The organism is Microcoleus sp. BR0-C5 (assembly GCF_036705045.1).
GTDB lineage: Bacteria > Cyanobacteriota > Cyanobacteriia > Cyanobacteriales > Microcoleaceae > Microcoleus.
On sequence record NZ_JAUBTR010000023.1, the window covers coordinates 78843 to 100310 of the forward strand.

22 protein-coding genes and 1 tRNA gene are annotated in these 21468 nt (G+C 46.2%); 8 read left to right on the top strand and 15 right to left on the bottom strand.

Annotated features, from left to right (window positions below):
* The 3 genes from QUB08_RS13535 to QUB08_RS13545 all read left to right on the top strand — a co-directional run.
* Positions 1-3212, top strand: a 3212-nt coding sequence (locus tag QUB08_RS13535; protein ID WP_333225188.1) for a CHAT domain-containing protein, incomplete at its 5' end; no start/stop codon positions are given.
* Between the two features lie 203 nt (positions 3213-3415).
* The gene (locus tag QUB08_RS13540) at positions 3416-3832 is read left to right on the top strand and encodes a hypothetical protein (protein ID WP_333225189.1); all 417 of its coding nucleotides are present in this window, start codon (positions 3416-3418) and stop codon (positions 3830-3832) included.
* Positions 3819-5375 carry a hypothetical protein gene (locus tag QUB08_RS13545; protein ID WP_333225190.1) on the top strand — a complete coding sequence of 519 codons (1557 nt, stop codon included), beginning with the start codon at positions 3819-3821 and terminating at the stop codon, positions 5373-5375. Before QUB08_RS13540 ends, QUB08_RS13545 begins: the two co-directional genes overlap by 14 nt.
* Positions 5376-5538: 163 nt before the next feature.
* Here QUB08_RS13545 and moeB read toward each other — a convergent pair whose 3' ends face one another.
* The 11 genes from moeB to QUB08_RS13600 all read right to left on the bottom strand — a co-directional run bounded on the left by moeB (position 5539) and on the right by QUB08_RS13600 (position 15598).
* A complete protein-coding gene (gene moeB, locus QUB08_RS13550) occupies positions 5539-6711 on the bottom strand; it encodes a molybdopterin-synthase adenylyltransferase MoeB (RefSeq protein ID WP_333225191.1) in 1173 nt (390 codons plus the stop codon).
* 79 nt (positions 6712-6790) lie between these two features.
* Positions 6791-7270 (bottom strand): M67 family metallopeptidase, encoded by a 480-nt coding sequence (locus QUB08_RS13555; RefSeq protein WP_333225192.1) that lies wholly within the window; start codon positions 7268-7270, stop codon positions 6791-6793.
* Between the two features lie 119 nt (positions 7271-7389).
* Entirely contained in the window at positions 7390-8004 is a 615-nt protein-coding gene (locus QUB08_RS13560; RefSeq protein ID WP_333225193.1) for a Uma2 family endonuclease, read from the bottom strand.
* Between the two features lie 172 nt (positions 8005-8176).
* Positions 8177-8404, bottom strand: a complete 228-nt coding sequence (locus tag QUB08_RS13565) for a ferredoxin family protein (RefSeq protein ID WP_333225194.1) — start codon at positions 8402-8404, stop codon at positions 8177-8179.
* Positions 8405-8511: 107 nt separating this feature from the next.
* On the bottom strand, positions 8512-9618 hold the full coding sequence (locus tag QUB08_RS13570; protein ID WP_333225195.1) for a hypothetical protein: 1107 nt from the start codon (positions 9616-9618) through the stop codon (positions 8512-8514).
* Positions 9619-9633: 15 nt separating this feature from the next.
* On the bottom strand, positions 9634-11013 hold the full coding sequence (locus QUB08_RS13575; RefSeq protein WP_333225196.1) for an MBOAT family protein: 1380 nt from the start codon (positions 11011-11013) through the stop codon (positions 9634-9636).
* Positions 11014-11242: 229 nt separating this feature from the next.
* On the bottom strand, positions 11243-12478 hold the full coding sequence (locus QUB08_RS13580; protein ID WP_333225197.1) for an ATP phosphoribosyltransferase regulatory subunit: 1236 nt from the start codon (positions 12476-12478) through the stop codon (positions 11243-11245).
* Positions 12479-12682: 204 nt separating this feature from the next.
* Entirely contained in the window at positions 12683-13591 is a 909-nt protein-coding gene (locus QUB08_RS13585; protein WP_333225198.1) for a tetratricopeptide repeat protein, read from the bottom strand.
* A gap of 102 nt (positions 13592-13693) precedes the next feature.
* Positions 13694-14509, bottom strand: coding sequence for an inositol monophosphatase family protein (locus tag QUB08_RS13590; protein WP_333225199.1), 816 nt, complete (start codon positions 14507-14509; stop codon positions 13694-13696).
* 170 nt (positions 14510-14679) lie between these two features.
* Positions 14680-15195 (bottom strand): thermonuclease family protein, encoded by a 516-nt coding sequence (locus QUB08_RS13595; RefSeq protein ID WP_333225200.1) that lies wholly within the window; start codon positions 15193-15195, stop codon positions 14680-14682.
* 34 nt (positions 15196-15229) lie between these two features.
* Positions 15230-15598 (bottom strand): 2Fe-2S iron-sulfur cluster-binding protein, encoded by a 369-nt coding sequence (locus tag QUB08_RS13600; RefSeq protein WP_333225201.1) that lies wholly within the window; start codon positions 15596-15598, stop codon positions 15230-15232.
* 214 nt (positions 15599-15812) lie between these two features.
* Between QUB08_RS13600 and QUB08_RS13605 the strand changes: the two genes are divergently transcribed.
* A tRNA-Ser gene (locus QUB08_RS13605) sits at positions 15813-15897 on the top strand.
* A 268-nt stretch (positions 15898-16165) separates the two neighbouring features.
* Here QUB08_RS13605 and QUB08_RS13610 read toward each other — a convergent pair.
* The 4 genes from QUB08_RS13610 to QUB08_RS13625 all read right to left on the bottom strand — a co-directional run bounded on the left by QUB08_RS13610 (position 16166) and on the right by QUB08_RS13625 (position 18388).
* Positions 16166-16564 carry a transcriptional regulator gene (locus QUB08_RS13610; RefSeq protein WP_333225202.1) on the bottom strand — a complete coding sequence of 133 codons (399 nt, stop codon included), beginning with the start codon at positions 16562-16564 and terminating at the stop codon, positions 16166-16168.
* On the bottom strand, positions 16548-16847 hold the full coding sequence (locus tag QUB08_RS13615; protein ID WP_333225203.1) for a type II toxin-antitoxin system HigB family toxin: 300 nt from the start codon (positions 16845-16847) through the stop codon (positions 16548-16550). Before QUB08_RS13615 ends, QUB08_RS13610 begins: the two co-directional genes overlap by 17 nt.
* Before the next feature lie 381 nt (positions 16848-17228).
* Entirely contained in the window at positions 17229-17381 is a 153-nt protein-coding gene (locus QUB08_RS13620; RefSeq protein WP_333225204.1) for a HEAT repeat domain-containing protein, read from the bottom strand.
* A 224-nt stretch (positions 17382-17605) separates the two neighbouring features.
* The gene (locus QUB08_RS13625) at positions 17606-18388 is read right to left on the bottom strand and encodes a pentapeptide repeat-containing protein (RefSeq protein WP_333225205.1); all 783 of its coding nucleotides are present in this window, start codon (positions 18386-18388) and stop codon (positions 17606-17608) included.
* 71 nt (positions 18389-18459) lie between these two features.
* Here QUB08_RS13625 and QUB08_RS13630 point away from each other — a divergent pair, with 71 nt between their 5' ends.
* The 4 genes from QUB08_RS13630 to QUB08_RS13645 form a co-directional block, all read left to right on the top strand.
* Positions 18460-19362: a phosphodiester glycosidase family protein gene (locus QUB08_RS13630; RefSeq protein WP_333225206.1), complete on the top strand. Its 903-nt coding sequence runs from the start codon at positions 18460-18462 to the stop codon at positions 19360-19362.
* Between the two features lie 295 nt (positions 19363-19657).
* The gene (locus tag QUB08_RS13635) at positions 19658-20314 is read left to right on the top strand and encodes a HEAT repeat domain-containing protein (protein ID WP_333225207.1); all 657 of its coding nucleotides are present in this window, start codon (positions 19658-19660) and stop codon (positions 20312-20314) included.
* Between the two features lie 30 nt (positions 20315-20344).
* Positions 20345-20485 carry a hypothetical protein gene (locus QUB08_RS13640; protein ID WP_333225210.1) on the top strand — a complete coding sequence of 47 codons (141 nt, stop codon included), beginning with the start codon at positions 20345-20347 and terminating at the stop codon, positions 20483-20485.
* Positions 20486-20545: 60 nt separating this feature from the next.
* Positions 20546-21468, top strand: a 923-nt coding sequence (locus QUB08_RS13645) for a ribbon-helix-helix protein, CopG family (RefSeq protein WP_333225208.1), incomplete at its 3' end; no start/stop codon positions are given.

The following is a 21468-nucleotide window of genomic DNA, read 5'->3' on the forward strand; positions in this document are numbered from 1 at the left end:
GGGGAGAGAATATAGAAAGGGCGATCGCCTTTTATGAAGCAGCTTTACAAGTTCGCACCCGCGCAGCTTTTCCCGAATATTGGGCAACGACTCAAAATAATTTGGCAATTGCTTACAAGGACAGAATCAAGGGAGACAGGGGAGAGAATATAGAAAGGGCGATCGCCTTTTATGAAGCAGCTTTACAAGTTCGCACCCGCGCAGCTTTTCCCGAAGATTGGGCAGCTACTCAACATAATTTGGGTCTTGCTTACAATGACAGAATCAAGGGAGACAGGGGAGAGAATATAGAAAGGGCGATCGCCTTTTATGAAGTAGCTTTACAAGTTCGCACCCGCGCAGATTTTCCCCAAGATTGGGCAATGACTCAAAATAATTTGGGAGAAGCTTACAGAAACAGAATCAAGGGAGAAAGGGGAGAGAATATAGAAAGGGCGATCGCCTTTTCTGAAGCAGCTTTACAAGTTCGCACCCGCGCAGCTTTTCCCGAAGATTGGGCAGCTACTCAACATAATTTGGGTCTTGCTTACAATGACAGAATCAAGGGAGACAGGGGAGAGAATATAGAAAGGGCGATCGCCTTTTCTGAAGCAGCTTTACAAGTTCGCACCCGCGCAGCTTTTCCCGAAGATTGGGCAATGACTCAAAATAATTTGGCAAATGCTTACAGCCAGAGAATCAAGGGAGACAGGGGAGAGAATATAAAAAGGGCAATCGCATTTTATGAAGCAGCTTTACAAGTTTACACCCGCCCCGCTTTTCCCGAAGATTGGGCAATGACTCAAAATAATTTGGGAGAAGCTTACAGCCAGAGAATCAAGGGAAACAGGGGAGAGAATATAGAAAGGGCGATCACCTTTTATGAAGCAGCTTTACAAGTTCTGACCCGCGCAGCTTTTCCCGAATATTGGGCAACGACTCAACATAATTTGGCAAATGCTTACTATTCCAGAATCAAGGAAGACAGGGGAGAGAATATAGAAAGGGCGATCACTTTTTATGAAGTAGCTTTACAAGTTCGCACCCGCGCAGATTTTCCCCAAGATTGGGCAATGACTCAAAATAATTTGGCAAATGCTTACAGTGACAGAATCAAGGGAGACAGGGGAGAGAATATAGAAAAGGCCATCGCATTTTATGAAGCAGCTTTACAAGTTCTCACCCGCGCAGCTTTTCCCGAATATTGGGCAACGACTCAAAATAATTTGGGTCTTGCTTACCAGGACAGAATCAAGGGAGACAGGGGAGAGAATATAGAAAGGGCGATCGCATTTTATGAAGTAGCTTTACAACTTCGCACTCCTACCACCTTACCTCTTGACTGTCTGCAAACAGGGCGAAACTTAGGCAATTTAGGATTTGCCGAAAGTTTGTGGGAAACAGCCATCTTCGGCTACGAAAAAGCCATCGAAGCAGTCGAACAAACCCGCGAGTGGGTAACATCCCAAAGCCGCAAACGACAAATCATAGAAGAAAACCTCAAAATCTACGAAAAAATGATGCAATCCTGCATCAACCACCAACAATATCACAAAGCAGTCCAAACCGTAGAACGCAGCAAATCCCGCTACCTAGTCGAACTCTTCACCAACAGCGAAATCTATCCCAAAACAGCCACCGAAACCGAGAAACAGCAACTCAGAGACTTGCGCCGCCAAATCGCCGCCGCCCAACAATCCCTAGAAACAGAATCATCCTCTCCCACTCTTTCTCCCCCCCTTAGCAAGGGGGGGCCGGGGGGGGTTCCAGAAGACTCCGACACACAACGCGCAACTCAAACCCGCAGCCTCAGCCCCGAATCACTGCAACAACAAACAGACAACTTAGCAACAGCATTGCAGCAATTAGAACAATTGCTGGAACAGATAAAACAGCGCGAACCCGAATTTGTTTTAACCCAAGCAGTCAAACCCATAAACATCGCCGAATTCCAGAAAACATTAGACACAAAAACAGCAATTGTAGAATGGTACATCGGCAACCCCCAATTTAACAACGAAGACTGGGGGGGATCAGCCTTCATCATCACCCACAACAAAATAGACTTAGTACCAATCACCGCCGCCGAATTAGCCGAATTAGAAACCTGGACAAACGACTATCTCAACGAATACCGCGACGAAGCCAAACAAAAAATCTGGCAACAAACCTTATCCGACAAACTCCAAAAACTCTCCGAAATCCTGCGGCTAAACGAGATAGTCGCCAAAATCCCCAACGATTGCCGCCAACTAATATTAGTACCTCACCGCTACCTGCACTTATTCCCCCTCCACGCCCTACCATTCACATCAGAGGGCGGGCACGGGGGCACCGCCCCTACGAAATACCTCCTAGACAGCTTCCCCGACGGCGTGAAATACGCCCCCAGTTTGCAACTGCTGCAACTCATACAAAACCGCAGCAAAACCCGCACATCTGCCGCCCCCGAATTGCAGCCATTATTTGCGATTCAGAATCCCACCGAAGATTTATCAAACGCCGACATGGAAGTAGAAACCATCAAAAAAAGATTCAATCCCCACGACATATTAATCAAACAACACGCCACAAAAATCGCCTTCAACGAAAACCTCAAAAACCTCGCTAATGCCAGCTACATCCACTTTTCCTGTCACGGAGTCTTTAACTTTGACTATCCGCTGCTATCCCTTCTAGCCCTAGCCGATTCCATCGAATCTCCCGTAGGGGCGGTGCCCCCGTGCCCGCCCGAATCGCCCGAAACTCCGCGCTATGTGACAATGCGAAGCGGGCGAAAAGCCATCCCGGAAAAATGCCTAACCTTGCGAGAAATCTTTGCCGATTTAGAGTTAAGCAAGTGCAATCTCGTGACACTCTCCGCCTGCGAAACCGGCTTAACCCAGTCAACAACAATGACAGATGAATACATCGGTTTACCAAGCGGCTTCTTGTATGCTGGTAGTATGAATGTTGTGAGCACATTGTGGTCGGTCGATGATTTTGCGACGGCGATTTTAATGATAAAATTTTATCAGGAATTGCAACCTCAAGTTTCAGTAGCAGTCGCTTTGAACGCCGCCCAAAACTGGATGCGCGCAGTCAGCAAGGAGGATTTTGAAGTTTGGGTAAGATCCTTAAATTTAGATAAAAAATCTGGACAAAGTGTGGAACTGTGGTTAGTATTATCGCCAGAGGAACAGCCGTTTAGCCATCCCAAGTATTGGGCGGCATTCTGTGCTACTGGATATTAAGTTAGGTGTGCCATCAGCATTTTGTAGGGGCGGGTTTTACAAACAATATATAACGATGACCAACAATCTAGATAAACCCGCCCCCACCCCACCAATAACCCACATCAACCTGAAATTTGCATCGAATGTTAAGATGTAGATGATGATTTTTCGTATGGTGGGGGCGGGTTTTTGAGATTGTCGATTTCAGGCGATTATGGTTGATGAAACCCGCCCCTACGAATTTATATTTTTTAATCACGGGAGTAATTACAATGGAACCGGAAAAAGTTATCATTACCTTTCTGAAATGGCTGACAGAAAATCCGAGCATTTTCATGCCGAAAGCATGGCAAGATTTACCCAAACTAGAGACAGAAATAGCAGAATCAGCCGATGATGAATTATTTCCGATTGCGATGACTATCAGTAAGTGGTGCAGCAAACACGGATTGGGAGAAACTTTAATAGATAAAGTGCGGAAAGATATCGACGATGGAGGCGAACCCACCTCAACTACAATGCAGCCGCTAACCAATCTCACTCAAGTTCTGCGTCAAAGCATTGGAGATAGGTACAATAAACTTCAAAAAGAACTCGATGCAGAGAATCAATCAAATAGAGACAATGACTCAAAATAGTAAAATCTATGCCCCCAACGTCTATCTATTTGCCTATCACCTCTGCAAACCCCTAGAATCAGAGTCGAGTTCTCCTGTAGAATTAACCAAACTGTGGCAGAAGTGCCACGAGATATTGCAAGCTAAATTAGCAGTCGGTACGGCCTTCAACGGCAGCTACTTGTCCAAAAAAGACGAACCTGCCGGATCGCGAGTTAACCTAATTAACAAACAAGTTGTCGGAAACCGAAATTCTCTGGCTTTTGCCAAGACTATTTCCCATGACAACCAGCAAATAAATCTCAAAGGTTTTGCCCAACCGCTGCGGATTGATGACAGCTATGCCTTGGGTTTACAAATTCGCGTTCCCGAAAAAGTTAACAACATTAAAACGCCCGCTGTCGATGTTAGCATCTTCAAGGAATTTAATCCCGATAACTGCTTGCTGCCGGATTTTTTGCAAAGCTATTTCGGTCAAACTCTGCTGCTTACAGCTTGGCTGAGTGTCGAACAAAATCAAGCGGCGCGGGAAGATTCGCAGTTTCTGAAAAATTTAGCCCAACAGTGTCTAGAAAAATTTATTTCCGGTCAAAATCTGCCGACTTTTTACCGTCAAGGTGAGTTGTTCGGTAGCCCGATTTTAGAATACGGCAATCCCAGCCGGCCAGATACTGAATGCCACATTATAGTCTGGTTTTTCAACAGTTCTGCAACTGATGAAATCTGGGATGAGACGCGGTACAGCGATTTTGTCGAGTTGTTTTTGTACCGGAATAAGATTATTCGCGCTTATCGCGACAGCCGCAAAACTTACTTGGTGACTCGCGAGGAATACAAACAAATTGAACTGGATATCGACGCGACTTTTAAGTATTTGCAGCCTGACGAACCCCACCAGCGACACTTGAAAGGTGCGGGTTTAAAGGAAGAGAAATTAGAACGTCTCCAACGTCAGACAATCGAGATGCCGCCCCGCGCTGTGAATTATGCGCGGTTGCTGATGGACTTGGAGTTTCGGCAAAATACGATCGCCATTAACGCCAAAAATTACCAAGAGAAATTAAATCAAATAAGTCTTGACTTAAAATCAAGCAAGAAGTACAGTGATAGCGATCGGGATTTAAGCTTTCTCGAATTATTCAGCAAAGAAACTTGCCCGCAGTTTGAAGAACAAATCAAAGCCGACTTAGGCTACTTCAAACACGGCACAGGCTTGCTAGACAAAGCAATGGAAGCAATTCGAGGAGTTGTCGCCATTGAAGAAGCTTATCGGAATGCGAAGTTAGAAGTCACGATTCAAGCTGTCGGCTTCGGTTTGGGAGTAGCCGGGGTAGTGGCTGGCAGTTCTCCTTATTTGATTAAACCAGAACCGCCGAATCAAATTATTGCTTTGCCTTTGCCTTTCCTGAAGGTGGGAATTAATTCTTTTGCGTTGGTATTGTTGATTAGTATCGGTGCGGGGGTTGGGGTTTCGCTTCTTGTTATGTTGAGTGCCAAGTCCAAGAATCTACTAGGTAAGTTCAAGAATCTACTAAATAGAAATAAACAGTTGCCGCCGCAATAGACTTGAATTGCATAAATCCTTGATTAATACGGAAACCGCAGATTCAAGGCAGATAAACACAGATTAACGCAGATAATTTTGAGATTGTTTGCGAATGAGTGCAAGAAGTCTAATCATCCCGGTTCCGGGCGGGCAAATCGCCCGCCCCAGAAAAAGATTGAGCTTAATATTGAGGAACAGACGGGTCTACTTCTTCACTCCAAGCAGTAATCCCGCCCTTAACATTAATCCCCTCAATTCCAGCTTCCTTCAAAATCCCCAAAGCCTTGGCAGAACGTCCGCCCATTTTGCAGTGTGCAATCAAGCGGTGGCCGTTCAACAATTCCTTGACCTTAGCAACACCTGCGCCGTGTTCGATATCCGGCAAAGGAACCAAAACCGACCCAGGAATTTGAGCAATTTGATACTCGTTGGGATTGCGAACATCTAACAATACAAAATCCTTGGCACCGCTGTCGATTAACTCTTTAAGTTCCGTGACAGTCATCTCAGAAATTTGCTGTTGTTCTTGCGCTTCCTGCGCTTTTGCTTGAGGAATGCCGCAGAATTGTTCGTAATCGATTAACTTTTCAATTACCGGGCGCACTGGATTCGGCCGCAGTTTCAATTGCCGGAACGTCATATCTAAGGCATTGTAAAGCAACAGTCTGCCGCTCAAAGTAGTGCCTTGACCCAAGATAATTTTGATAGCTTCCGTTGCTTGGATAGAACCGACAACTCCGCACAAAACGCCTAAAACGCCGCCTTCGGCACAAGAAGGAACCATGCCCGGAGGCGGGGGTTCCGGGTACAAATCGCGGTAATTCGGGCCGCCTTCGTAATTGAAAACTGTTGCTTGTCCTTCAAATCGGAAGATGGAACCGTAGACGTTGGGCTTGTTTAGAAGGACGCAAACGTCGTTCATCAAATAGCGAGTCGGGAAGTTGTCCGTGCCGTCGATGATGATATCGTAAGGAGTGGCAATGTCGATCGCATTTTCGGAACTAACGCGAGTTTCGTACAAATCAACTTGACAAAAAGGATTAATTTCTAAAATCCGATTTTTAGCCGACTCAATCTTCGGTTTCCCAACCCAAGAAGTGCCGTGAATAACCTGCCGCTGCAAGTTGGAATGATCAACAATATCAAAGTCTACAATCCCTATGCGGCCAACACCGGCGGCAGCTAAATACAGCAGCAGCGGCGAACCGAGGCCTCCTGTACCGATGCACAGTACGCTGGCAGCTTTGAGACGCTTTTGCCCTTCCAATCCAACTTCTGGCAGGATGAGGTGGCGAGAGTAGCGTTCGTATTCTTGTTTGTTGAGCTGGATCTCGTCCAGATTAGGATTTAGCATGATATTGGGTGTAGCGCCGATTTAGAATTATATCCTATCTGAATCTTTCGCATTTTTACCTGTTTGTTATTTTTACTAATTATTTCTTAATCTGAGTCGGTTCCACTAGGCGAATTTCCTCTGCTTGAAAGTTCCCCTCTCCGTCAAGACTCCAACTGCGGAGGTCTTCCCAACAGCCTTGTCGGACGGACACAATGATATAAGAGTATTCGGCCCAGGCCAATGTCCGATCGCACTCTGAGGGCACTGCAGGACAATCCGTGTGAGAATGATATATACCGATAATATCCAGAGTGCGATCGCGCCCATGTTTCATCGCCCGCAACATATCTTCGGGCTTTATAGCATATCTGCGTCGTTCTGTCAATCCTTTTTCTTCAGGCCAATTCTCCTCAGCTTCCGCACTCCAAGCATTTTCAGTCGGCCAAACTTCTACTAACGTTTTAACATCGCCAGTAACTCGACCGAGCAACAAACCACAGCATTCTTCAGGATAAGCGCTTTCGGCATGGGTGCGGATGGAGAAAATGTGAGATTCGGAAAGTGCGATCGGCTGCATGGGATTTGATTGTAGGTTTTTTTGTAGTTTTTTTGTAAAGTGCGATCGGGCTTTTTTTTTAACGAACCGCGAAGGCGCGAAGGACACGAAGCAAGACAAGAGAAGGGAAGAGAAAGAGTTCACAATTGATTTGAGGTTCCTGTAGCTGTTTGCAAAACAGTTCTATAAGCAATAACAGCTTCAGTTTGGTTAACATATCCTACATATTGACTCAATACAGAAAAGTCTAACTCAGGCAAAAATTCACTACTCGAAATTAACTCATAACCAGACTCCCGCAAGTGGTAAAGAGAAAATTGATCGTTAGCCCAAAACCAGACTTCAGGAACTTGCAAACCGCGATACACTTCTAGTTTGTCAACTCCACCGCTAGTTAGAGCAATTTCGATCGCAATATCAGGGATTTCTGCAAGTGCACCCAAGCAGTAACACTCATCCGGTTCGGCCCCCCGTCTCACAGCTTCGCGGCGAAATGTAGCACTACCGTAACCGTTGAGATTAATTAGCCTTTCAACCGCATAGGTTTCTATCAACCGGGCAATAATTGTTTTGATCCTTTCGTGTTCTGGCGAAGTCGTCATAATAATTTCTAACGTTCCTTCCAAGTAGATCATCCTGGGGAATTCATCGACCAACATATCAGAAAGTTGCTCGTATTGCTCCCAACTCACCTCATATAAAATAATGCGCTGTTCGGTAGCAGGTTCGAGAGTTTTTGGATCTAAAAGTAACATAATTAATTACCTGACTTAGATATCTAAACGTTAGATTTTTTCGATATTTCTCACGCTTCTTCTCTGTGTCCTCTGCGCCGTCTGCGGTTCGCAAAAAAGTTAATGTAGGGTGCGCTACGCAGGCGCGCACCTTACCCCTTAGTTAATGTAGCTATCTAGCCCTCAATTGCAATCAACTCGGAGTTTGCTGCAATTCGGGCCGTTCATCTGGAACGATCGCACCTTCGACAGGACACACCTGCAAACAAATACCGCAGTCAATGCAGGTATCAAAATCAATCCAAAACCAATCAGTACCCTTGACATTTTTGCCCGGGCCGGGGTGAATGCAAGCAACCGGACAAGCGCCGACGCAATCAGCAACTCCCTCGCAAATATTCGTAACGATAGTATGTGGCACAGTGTTCTCAATTATTCAAATTTGGTGGACGAACTAGAAATAACTTTTTACTTGGAATGGCATCTAAAGCCTCAGTTTTTTTTCTAATTTAACATTGAAAACCGACGTTATCGAGGTTGATTCGATTTGCCAAGCAGCCCGAACAAATCTTGGGCCACAGCTTTGTGACCGTCTTTGTCAAGGTGAACCGTATCAAATTTAATATACATCGGGGCAAAACGACCCTCTTTTTGAGCAATTTGCGATCGCCCGCGGCGAACTCCTTCAGTAGCATCGACATAGGGTAAACCAAGAGACTTACTAATTTCCCCAAGTCGCTTACCCGCATCAATAGTCAGCCGCTGTCTAGGTACTTGCTGTTCGTTATCAGAAAAACCGTCAAAAGCCATAAACCGAGTAGGCAAGTAAACTACAGCCAAAGAGCGGCCGTCAGCAGTAACAGAGTCCCGGAGTACACTCAAATCCGTCTCGAATTGCTTCCAAGCACGTTCGGCGATATCGGGAGGCACATCAGCCTGCTGCCAACCCAAGGCTAGGGTTGCGCCCAAAGGAACATCCGGTGTGAGGTAGTTGTTTGCCAAACCCAGGAAGTACAAGCATTTTTGGGCGTTAATTTTCAGCCAAGACGGGGTAGCTAAGATTTTGAACTGGTTTTTCAGACCCGCCAGCTTGGATTTGCCAATTGGTTGCAGATAAGGGTTTGCAGTTACTGATTTGTCATCGCGACGAAACCAGTTCATCGAAACCAAGTTGTTGTCTACCGCCAGTACCACTAAATCTGGCTGGTACTGAGACCACAGGTTGCGGTAAACCGTGTTGATTTCCTTGAGTGAATAACCCTCTAGAGCGCTATTGATGTAGGTTGCCTTAGTACCGTTTTTCTGAAAAACAGTTGCTAGCTGAGCTGGCCAAGTATCTTCAGCAGCAATCCCAGTACCGAAGGTGGTGGAATCTCCCATTCCCAGGATTCGCAATTCGCCTGGAGCTTTTTTAATCGGCACCACAGGACCGCGATTGCCGGGACTGCTAACGGCGATGGGATGACCGCCTGTGAATTCCCGATCGAAAACATTATTGGTATACTCAGGAGCACTCACTTGTAGGAGTCCTTCTAATAATACAAATGCCAACAATACCTTCGACAAATCCACAGCAATGTAGCGAACTGTGGTTTTTAAATTTGCAATGGCTTTGTCATTAAATATCTGACTCATAATTTTTCAAGCCGATTAGAACTGGAAGTAAAGGAAATTTGAACTTGAGGCACCGGCGAAGGTAAACATCAGCGCGATCGCCATTGCATAAGTAATCCACTTGAGCGAATTTGGGTGGTTTTGTGTCCAACTCATCCATTTTTGCTTCAAATCCCACCATTCAACTAGCAGAATTGTTGCCATGTAGAACAGCGGCCGATAGTCAATAGGTATCCGCCCGTCAGCAAAGGTCAATATCCGCTGCAATACTACAACGGCACTGTTCAAATCCGCTGCCCGGAAGAATATCCAAGAAGTACATATTAGAAATAAGGTAATCAGCCAGCGGACTAAATAGTTGATTTTAGAAGTTGGCTTAGATGAAAGTTTAGTTGCTCGTTCAATGGAGAGCATTGCTCCTTGCAAACCTCCCCAAACAACCCAGTTCCATCCAGCACCGTGCCAGAGGCCTCCCAGCAGCATCGTAATCATTAGGTTCGCGTAAGTGCGGAGATTGCCGCCCCGATTCCCGCCTAGAGGAATGTAGAGGTAGTCGCGCAACCAATTTGACAGCGAAATGTGCCACCTGCGCCAGAAATCAGTAATGCTATAGGCTAAATAAGGTTTCTCAAAATTTTTCGGCAGTTCAATTCCCAATAGGCGAGCCGAACCGATCGCAATATCCGAATAACCCGAAAAATCACAGTAGACTTGAACGGTATAAGCTAATGTACCCAGCACAAGCCCCAGCCCGGAAACATTTTCTGGACTGGCGAAAACTTCGTTAGCTATTGGTGCGATCAAGTCAGCTACATAAACTTTTTTCAGCATCCCCCAGACAATCTGGGCAATACCGCTGCGGATCACAATCCAGTCTACCGATGACTCACAGGCAAACTGGGGCATGAGAACCTCGGCGCGGACGATCGGCCCAGCCAGCAGGCTAGGGAAGAAAATCACGTATAGCCCTACGTCGAGGATTGACTTTTGAGCCTTGGTAACGCCCTTGTAGACATCGACTATGTAGCTAATTGTTGAGAACGTGTAAAAAGAAATACCCAGAGGTAATAGTAGGTTCAGTTGAGGCCAAAGCCTAAATCCCAACAGCGAATAACTCGAATCTAAGAAGAAGTTGGCGTACTTGAACACAAACAGAGTGCTAATAACTACAGCCAGAAAAGTAATTAAGGCCGTAGTTCGGTTTCTCTGTTTAGTCGAATCCTCGATGATTCGAGCTGTTTTATAAGCCAGCAGGGTATAGCCAACCATTAAAATTGAGTATGGTACGCTCCAAGCCCAATAAAAAGAGTAGCTAGCCAATAGCAAAAACCAACGTCGGTAGTGCGGTGTCAGTAAGTAATACACATACACCACAACTACCAGGAATCCTAAAAACAGTGTGGAGTTAAACAGCATTTTTTACTTTTACTCTTCAACTGGAAACTAACGCTCACCATGCTACCACGAACTCAAACCGATAGAGGATCTTACTCAGGGATGCAGAAACCGGGATTTTGTAGGGAAAAATACCATTACAGCAATGGATTTAGCGTAAAAAATCAGTTTTTTTACGTTTTTTGTACAATGTTTGTTAGAGCCACGGCTTCTGTAATAAGCCGGGGATATGGGTGTTCTCTAGCAGATCTTAATTTACCGTTTCAATTGTTGGCAATCCTTCCGCATTTACCCAAGCAATTTGAGTAATTCGTCGATCGCGCGCGTATTCCCGGGCCGACTCTGCTGTCTCCCGACTCTCCAAATCTATTTCTACCCGAACTAGGTGATTAGACTCTCGGAGTTTGCGAGCATAATCAAAAGCCGCCGCCCCAGCTTCAGGAGTTTGAGGTACAACCAACCATTCGCTAGCTGGTGTCTCCGTGGGCAATTGCCCCTCTGTCAGCAAAACTTGGTGCAAATCTTCAATATTCAGACAAAACCCGATGCCGGGGGAATTTTGCCCTTGGGGGTCGAACAGTCCCAACAGTTGGTCGTAGCGTCCCCCTTGTCCTAAAACTCGCTGTCCACTCTTGCTGCTGCTGACAACTTCAAACACAATTCCAGTGTAGTAGTCAAATGTTTGAATTAAACTCAAATCGAGGTGAATGTGGGATTTTAGATTGGGAATTTTTGACTGGCATTTGTGCAGCAATTCGATCGCAGATTTGAGATTATTTAACGCGGCTTGCTGCGGCACATCTAAATCCAGCTTAGCAACAATTGGCAACACCTCTTCTGGGCAGCCGCGCAAGTCAAATAACAGCAGAGCTCTTTCTCGCAATTCCGTTGACAGCGGCAAAGTTTCCAAGGCAATTCGATCGAGATTGGCGATCGCCCCCCGAACTTTTTGGCGCACGTTTGGCGGAAACGGTTCCAGCAATCTTGCAGTCAAGCCCGCTTCTCCCAAAACCAAATGCCAGTCATCAATTTCCAAGCTCTGCAAGCACTCAGACAGCAGCAGCAGCACTTCCGCATCCGCAACCGCCCCCCCCGCGCCCAGCAGCTCTACCCCAGCTTGATAGAACTCCTGTTGCCCGCCTGAGCCAGTATCTGGGCCTTTGCGGAACACGTTGGCGTTGTAGTAGAGGCGCTGAGGCTGCCAGCGTGTCCCGGCCATCCGCATTGCAGCCGCCCGGGCGATGGATGCTGTCAATTCCGGCCGCAAACCAAGTTCTCCATCCTCGGCGTCTTGCAGTTGAATTAAGGTCGATCGGTCGATCGCGCCCCCAGCCATCAAAGTTTCCAGCCTTTCTAGAGTAGAAGTAATAATCCGGTGATAGCCCCAGCGGTGAAAAACCTGCTGTAAGCGCCGTTCGATCGAAATTTTTTGAGCAACGTCAAGGGGCAATAAATCTCTTGCACCGGATGGGGGTTGGTGAACCATATCAATTTTAGATTTTAGACTTTAGATTTTTGATTGGGCTTAGAAGCTTAGCTTTAGGGGACGGTGTTAAAGTCGAACGCGGCAAGCCTAACCTTCGACTTTAACAAATTAAGGTATCAATAATACGCTTGGGTTCAGAAGACCGGGCGCTTGAAACCGCCCTATTATCTTTTCAACGATTCAAAACTGACAACTGACAACTTCTCACTTCTTCTTCCCGCCAAACAAACTTGCAAAAAATCCTGGTTTATCATCACCTTTTTTTGCCTTTGCGGAAGCTTGTTCCAGCTTTTTCTTAACCTCCAAAGCCGTCGGTTCTTCAGGATTTGATGCCAAAGCTTTGTTCATCTCAAGTTTCGCCATTGTGGCTTGATTTTGTTCAAGGTAACACATTGCTAACATAGCGTGAGCCTTGCTGTGTTTTGGAGCGCCCTTCAGCACTTCCCTCAACTCCAAACTTGCTTTAGCGTAATTTTTGCTGTCCATAAATCCTTGAGCTCGGCGGCAATAGGCTTCGATCCGCGGGTCGTCTTTGGGCGGGGTTGGAGTTGGGTTTGGGGTTGGGGTTGGGGTTGGGGGTGGGGGTGGGGTTGCATCTTTTATGGGTGAAATGGGTGCAACCGCACCACCACCCATGCGCTCTTTTCGCAGCAGGTAAACCATGTTAAGTTCGCTAATTTGATCGATCGCCTCTTGGGTTTCCTTAACTGATTCGTACTGCTTGAGAGCGAGTTTGCTAACTGCTGTTTTGTAAGCTTCTTCCCAATTTTGAGTGGTAGCTAACTGTTTAGCTGCTTCGCTTTCAATTTGCATTTTAGCCTGTTCTTTAACGACGCGCTTGCCGATGGCTGCTAATAGCAGGCTGTATTCTTTGCGATCGCTTTCCTTAGAGAATTTATTGTAAGCCGGATTGACTACTTTTGACAAAAATTGGTTAGCCCAATCTTTATCAGCTTGGCTTTCAAAAGAGCAAGTATCCGAATGCAAGCGGCGGGCGATTTTCATGTAGCGCTTGCGGATGTCGTTAAACTCGGCGTCTAAGGGAATTCCCAAAATTGCGTGCTGATCTGTAAAGTCGTACTTGAACAGCCCTTTTGTCATTTCAAAAGACATAACTTTTACTCTTCCTTTCCTGGCTTTTCACTATTCTTTAATGTAGCTTGAGTCAAGGGGTTCTGACCCCCGTACTACCCCCGATCTCTTGCTGCAGGCAGATTACCCCCAGGAAGATAAGGGAGGAACGGCTAGCAGTGCGCCGCTGAGTTCGGCGTGTATTTTGCCGTTTGTGGCCAAAATCCGACCCGAGTTCATCTCAAAGGCACTGCCGTCATAAGCTGTAATTTGACCTCCGGCTTCGGAGACGATGACTACACCGGCGGCTACGTCCCAAGGGGCGAGTCCCCGTTCCCAGTATCCGTCCGATCGCCCCATCGCCAGGTGTGCGAGGTCTAGGGATGCGGAACCGCTGCGCCGCACGCCTTGGGTGAGGTGGGTGAGGTGACAGAATTCGGCATAGTTATTGTCTGCTGTTTCGCGCCGATCGTATGCAAAGCCAGTGACTAGCAAGCTGGTTCTCAATTCTGGGATTTGGGAAACTTCGATCGGCGAACGGTTGCAGGTTGCTCCCAATCCTTTGCCTGCCCGAAACAATTCGTTATGAAAAGGGTCGTAAATTACTCCAATTTGTGGTATTCCGTCGATTAAAAGTCCGATCGACACGGCGTAAAAAGGATATTGGTGAGCATAATTTGTTGTGCCGTCCAAAGGGTCGATCGCCCACAGGTATTTGCTGCTGGCATCCCCTAATTTGCCTGATTCTTCGGCGAGGATGGCGTGTTCGGGTACGTGGCGGCCGAGAATTTCTAAGATGACGGCTTCGGAGGCTTTGTCGGCTTCTGTGACTAAATCGCCTGATCGGCCTTTTTCTTGAATTTTTTCTAATTTTCCGCAGAAAGATTGCAGGACGGAACCGGCGGCTAGGGCTGCTTCGGTGGCTATTTCTAAGAAGTTTTGCAGTTGATTGTCTGTCATTTATTAGTTGTCAGTTGTTAGTTGTCAGTTGTTAGTTGTCAGTTGTTAGTTGTCAGTTGTTAGTTGTCAGTTGTCAGTTGTCAGTTGTCATCACTCAACGCCGTCAACAGTCAACAGTCAACAGTCAACAGTTAACAGTCAACAGTCAACAGTCAACAATTCCCAACCGACTATTTCCGATTTTGCTGGCGGAATTCTGCGGGAGTTTGGCGCAGGGCTCGTTCTGGATTCCACAGGCCTTTACCCATCAGTCTCGCCCATTCTTGAGCGTTGATGAGTCGCTGCTGGTATTTGGTGTTTGGCGCTCGCACCGAGGCGAGGGCATAACCTTCTTTGACTAGCAGTTCGTTGAGCAAAATTTTATCTTGCCACAAGTAGGCTAGTTTGCGATCGAACCGGTCTTTCTGTTCGATGTCTGATTCTAACAATACCTGTTTTCCCCCAATTAGCTGTTCTAGTCTTTGTTTGGCTGCTTCTCCCCAAGGCTGCTGTTTTAAATCCGGGGCATCAATACCAATCAGCCTGATTTGTTCTAATAAGGCTATTTTGTCGGCTGTACTGATAACTTCGATTGTTTGCCCGCTGATGGCCCTTTCTACTTTGGCGATCGTACCTTGGGGCATTTCTGGTTTTTGGCAGCTAGCTAGCAACAGACAAAGGGCGATTGCACATAATCGATAAAGCATGGATAATTGGTAGTTGATAATTTATCAAATTGCCTTACTCTTCATCCAACGGCAAACCGGCTCTAACTTTACCTTTGCCGAAGTAACGACCGAATTGCAGTTCGTACACTTCGTCTTCGTCTTGCGTCTCTACCTCGATGTTGGAACGGGGATAGCTGACGCACAGCAGGGCATAACCTTCTTTTTGCAGTTCCACAGAAAGCCCCATTGCTTCTGGCTGGTGCAGTTCCCCCGAATTGACGCGCACCGCACAGGCTGTACAAGCGCCGTTGCGGCAGGAAAAAGGCAATTCTACTCCTTGGTTTTCGGCGCTTTGGAGGATGTAGCGGTCTTCGGGTACTCGCACGGTGTGGCGATCGCCTGTCTGTCTGTTATGAATTTTAATTGTGTAAGAGTGAGTCATGGAATTTTAGATTTTAGATTTTAGATTTTAGATTGGGGTTTGGCGGGCAAACTCCTTTAGATTAAGGGGTTTGCGACACAGGGAGGAGAATCCAAGCCCCGTCGTTTGACACCCTACCCACATTAAACAGTAAATTTATGCCGTTACCCCTTCCCAAATCAGATTTGTTCTGCTAATATAGTTTAGCTGTGGCTAAATGAATTAATTTAGCCCTGGAGAGGTGGCCGAGCGGTTGAAGGCGCACGCCTGGAAAGTGTGTTTAGGGCAACTTAACGAGGGTTCGAATCCCTCCCTCTCCGTTAAACAAGCTGTTCAGGCAAAAAAAACAGCTTGCAAAAAAAATCTCTGATATGAGATAAATACCTTGATTAGAGCGATCGCCCTTGAATTCTTTTAGAAAAATCAAGGGCGATCGCTTTTCAATGTTTGAGTGTAAATTAGGGCGATCGCGCCGAGAATAAACGCCCCGATATAATGCCAATAGTAGAAAACCATAGTGACCTAGACCAATCGCCAGCGATATGGTCTAGGTCACTTAATTGTTTTTTCCAATGCCCAAATTCCCAATTAAATAAACAAGCTAGGTGAGATTTTAAAATAATCGCCTAGTGCCTTAGCTTGTGCCTTGCTAATCGCTCTTTTCCCATTCACAACCTCAGACACCACACCGCTCGATCCAATGATACCTACCAAGTCCGCTTGACGGGTGCCGCTGGATTCCATGATGTGTTGCAAAATCTCATGAGGATCCGATTTGTCGATCGGATAATTTTCTGTCTCATAAACTTCAATCAGCGTTACTAACAACTTGTATAAAGCTCTCTCCTCTGGAGTGAGGTTTTTAGCGAACGTTAGCCGTTCTGCCACAGCCAGGAGGCGATCGTATTCCTCTTCGGTTTCGATCGCTCTAGGAGCGATTTCTGCAAGCAACTGGCTATAAGTGGCTCCATCAAAAGTAAGGATCATTTTTCCATTTGTCTTTGTCGTATTCAGCGTGGGTTAGGAAATATTTGTAAAAAATAGTTTGCTCCTCGTAGTTGATGCCGACAATCAGGCGATATTCGTTGCCTTTGATATTAAAGACTGTGAAGTTTCCTACTGCTTCGGCATCCCGGTAAATCTTGCGAACCTCGTCCAAATTCTGCCATTCTGCTTGCTTTACAGTTGCGTTCCAGCTATCAATTTGATTTTTGACATCGCGATACTGGGCAGCATCTTTACGGAGGTTGCGGATCGAGATTAGGTGCATGGGCTTTTCTGGAATTAGTTCTTTTTTTCTGCATAGCTTCTCTGTTTTTCGTTTGTTTTCGTTTGTTTTTCGTTTGTTTTTCGTTTGACTTTCGTTTGACTTTCGTTTCGTGTTGCTTGCATACTATGCTTATACTCTCATTTTGAGAGTAAAACGTCAAGGCCCGATCGAGTAAAAATTCTTTAACGCACTCCAACTGGGTTTTGTCTGTGTAGGCGCGGTTGGAAACCGCAGGCTTTGTCTTTAATCCCACTCTTGCTCACCCGACTTGATCCTCATCGTGTAAAAAAGCTTCTAGCAGCGTGGTTCGGGCGATCGCCTCGCAAATCAGAGTCAGCGTTTTAGCAGAGGCTGTACGCACGACAGGGTGGCGGTGATGTGCTAAGCTTCCAGCAAAAAAAAAGTTGCAGGTTTGCCAATTGAGCCGAGAGTTTCGGCTAAACTCAGCCTCACCATTCCCTGCGAATCTCCCATACATTCGACCATCTTTTTGAGCACTTCGCTGTCGTTGGGATTGAAAGTTGCCAGCGCCATTTGCTCCCTCACCGTTTGCAGCAAAGCGTCGCTTTCTGCTGGATCAATTGCTGTTTGAATATCTGTCAGGGAATTTTAGATTTTAAATTTTAGATTTTAGATAGAGGTAATTTATAGCGGTTCGATCGCGTGGTGAGGTATGGGGGCGAGTCCTATGCTTATGCCCTATGCCCTATGCCCTATGCCCTATGCCCGCCAGAGCACCTCATGTTACGCTCGAAAGGCTATATATCGAACTTAGCATCAGCGAGATTTGCCCCTCTGAACGAAGTACCCTCAGCATTGCCAATCTCTCGAACAATAGCCGAGAAAGACACAAACGCAAACCAAAGATACAGCAGCGACAACAAACCGAAACACATACCCCAAAACAGTTTGTGAGTGCTCAGAAAAGCGCTCGCCGTTGCACTGAACAAAAAAGCCGCTGCGTAAGTCGCCACACTTCCAGCCGATGCGATCGCAACCTGTGCAAATTGGCCACGAATCCGGGAATTCACAAAAAACATTAACACCCCGCCGATCGACATTCCAGCAAGAGCAGCCTGGGAATTATTATTAGTTGCAGTGCCAGCATAGAAAAATCCCAACAAAGCTCCTGATAGAATAGCAGAAATTGTTCGTGCCAATCTACCCGCTTTTGAAGTTTTTGGCTGTTTGCTGGCGATCGCCGAAGCGAAGCCAGCAGCGCTCAAAACCCCGTACAGCAACAGAACAAAAGGCCAACTGCCAGATCCCGGTAATTGTCCTTGAGTTCCCAAAATCAGTCGAGTCAGAACATCGCCCACAACCAAACAAATCGCGATCGCCCCAGCACTCAAAACAGCTATCTGTCGCCGAGAAAGCCCGATTTTCGCACCGAGAAAATTCGCACCCGCTAACTGAGCATTTCTAAAATTGCACCCTCGAACATCCGCACCGCTGAAATCAGCACCGTTAAGAACTTGTCCTTGGAACGATCGATTTCGTAAAATTTGATTGCTAAAATTATTGGAATCCGAATACTTCATATTAGTACAGGATGCTTAAAAATATATAAATCTGTCAGTGTTCCCGTCCCCAATCTAAAATCTAAAATGGTATGACTTATCGACCCACGATCAAACAAATTTGGCATATTCTCGGTCTCGGAATATTGCTCACACCCATACTACTCTACAACATTCCCTACTTTTTGCGTCCCCAACAAACAAACGAATCCCGATCGCTGTTTCAAGGAATAGCCTACCGCAGGGAATTTCGGACTAATCCGCGTCCCAACCTAATTCACATTGTTAGCATCGACCTAAAAGCGCCGGGAATAGGAATTTTTGTCACTCCCGGAAACCCAACAGCCGATTTAACAGAAACCAATGCCCGCACCGCTACTGAATTCCTGAAAGAATTTAAATTGCAATTAGCAGTCAACGGCAACTTTTTTTATCCCTGCATCGAGGAAGCACCTTGGGATTTCTATCCCCGCAGTGGCGATCGAGTAAATAATGTCGGACACGCCATTGCCAAAAGCCAAGCTTATTCTCAACCACATTCAGGCTTTCCCGCCCTTTGTTTTGATGCCCAAAACCGCGCTCAAATAATCGAAAACGGCACTTGTCCTGCGGGAACAGCCTATGCAGTTGCCGGAGATACTTTGCTGGTGAAAAATGGCAAACCAGTAGCACAAAGTCAGGAAGAACGCAAACAGGATAAGCCCTATCCCCGTGCAGTGGCGGCGATCGACAAAACAGGCGACAATTTGTGGTTAATTCTGGCAGACGGCAAGCAGAGGCTTTACAGTGAAGGGCTGAATTTGAGCGAAATAACTGATATTTCGATGCAGTTGGGAGCCGAGACAGTGCTAAATTTAGATGGCGGCGGATCTGTAACTTTTGCAGTAGCATCCACGTCAGGAGCGAAACTATTGAATGCTCCGATTCAGAATAAAATCCCCATGCAGGAACGTCCAATTGCCAATCACTTGGGGTTTTATGCGCGGGAGAATTAGGGTTTTCAATTGCGCTTTTCTCTCCAAAAATTGGGGTTGAAGATGCTTTTATTGTGCAGTGCGCCCAAGTCGCTGCTTGTTACAAATCGGCTGTTATCAACCTATTTTAAAAAATAAAGTATGCCTCCGCATACTCAAATAAATAGGGTGCTGATTGCCTTCATTACTAATACAAAACTTTGCTTAAATACCCACACAATTTTTTATTCAGCAGTGATTTTTTTTTAATCTGCCCAAAATCCGGGAATAATTGCTAAAATTGTAAAAAAACGTAACAAAAATTTATAATTGGCTTATGGAAATTAGCGAAATCCAAGCAGCGCTGCAAAGTTCGGATTCTCAAGAGAGGCTGCGGGGGGTAACGGCTCTGAGAAACTGCGATTCTGCGGTGGCGCTGCCGATGTTGCTGAGCAAAGTGGACGATCGCGAGTTTATGGTGCGATCGTTCGTGGCGATGGGATTGCGGCAGATTCAAACTGCGGAAGCTTTTGCGGCGCTGTTAAAAATGATGCAGTTCGATCGCGATCCGAACGTGCGCGCCGAAGCCGCTAACTCTTTGTCAAGGTTCGGAACCGAGGCAATTTCTCATTTAGTGGAAGCTTTTCGCCGCGATGACAATTGGCTCGTCCGCCGCAGCATTATGGCTCCGCTGTACGAAATGCAGTGTCCTGATGCAGTATTTGAAATTTGTGCGATCGGTCTTGGCGGCGAAGATTTACCAGTTCAGGAAGCAGCAATTGACGGATTTGGTGTGCTGGCAAATACCCCGAAGCAAGAACAGGCCTTGCAGCAATTATTACCTCTAGTAAGTTCGGATAACTGGGGAATTCGGCTGCGAGTTGCTCGCGCGCTGAGCAAATTTGACAATCCTCAAGCTCGCGCTGCTGTGAGCTATTTGGCAAAAGATCGAGATCATCGGGTTGCAGGTGCGACTTTGGAAGCTTCGCTTTAAAACAACGGCTTGCAAGCTCAACTGCGCTAGCTGCGGTATGATGCCGCAAAAAAACCGGGTCAGGGAATGTTCACGCGGTTCTACGGCGAGGAATGGATCGAAAAATACATTCACGGATTTTTGTTCAATTGGGAACGCAAGCTGGCACAATTGGTAAGTAACAAGAATTAATTTTAATACAAGCTTCAGCCACTATACTAATAAGTGTAGGTTGGCATGAGGAAAATGCCAATGGTCAAAAAAAATCGCAATGTAGTTAGTTCCAATTCAGACAGCAAAGTCAAAATCGGACTTTCGCTGACTTCTTCTAGTGCTGATCGATTGAACACGATCGCTCGAAAGCTCGGAATATCAAGGTCGGAGCTCCTAGAACGCTTGGCACAAGGCAATCTGGATATTTCAAGCGACAAGACGGAAGTTAGTGTCACTTGGAAAAAAGGTGAAGAAACGCAGGTAGAAGCCGCCCACTTGCAAGGGGAAACAGCCGAAGAAAGCGAATTTAATGACGCTGTAACGGCAGAAACCCTATCGGACTCGGTGAGTGTAAAGCCAAATCCGCTGCAAGAAAGTTACGAAACTTTACAGAAGCAGTTGGCTGAACGCGAAAGTTCGATCGCTTCTTTGCAGCAGCAATTAGCTACTGAAAAGCAAAATCTCGAAAGCCAATTAGCCGAAACTGTAGCGAAGTCAAGTTACGAAAGTTTACAACAGCAGTTGAGTGAACGCGAAAGTTCGATCGCTTCTTTGCAGCAGCAATTGGCTACCGAAAAGCAAAATCTCGAAAGCCAATTAGCCGAAACTGTAGCCAAGTCAAGTTACGAAAGTTTACAGCAGCAGTTGAGTGAACGCGAAAGTTCGATCGCTTCTTTGGAGCAGCAATTGGCTACCGAAAAGCAAAATCTCGAAAGCCAATTAGCCGAAACTGTAGCCAAGTCAAGTTACGAAAGTTTACAGCAGCAGTTGAGTGAACGCGAAAGTTCGATCGCTTCTTTGCAGCAGCAATTCGCTACCGAAAAGCAAAATCTCGAAAGCCAATTAGCCGAAACTGTAGCGAAGTCAAGTTACGAAAGTTTACAACAGCAGTTGAGTGAACGCGAAAGTTCGATCGCTTCTTTGCAGCAGCAATTCGCTACCGAAAAGCAAAATCTCGAAAG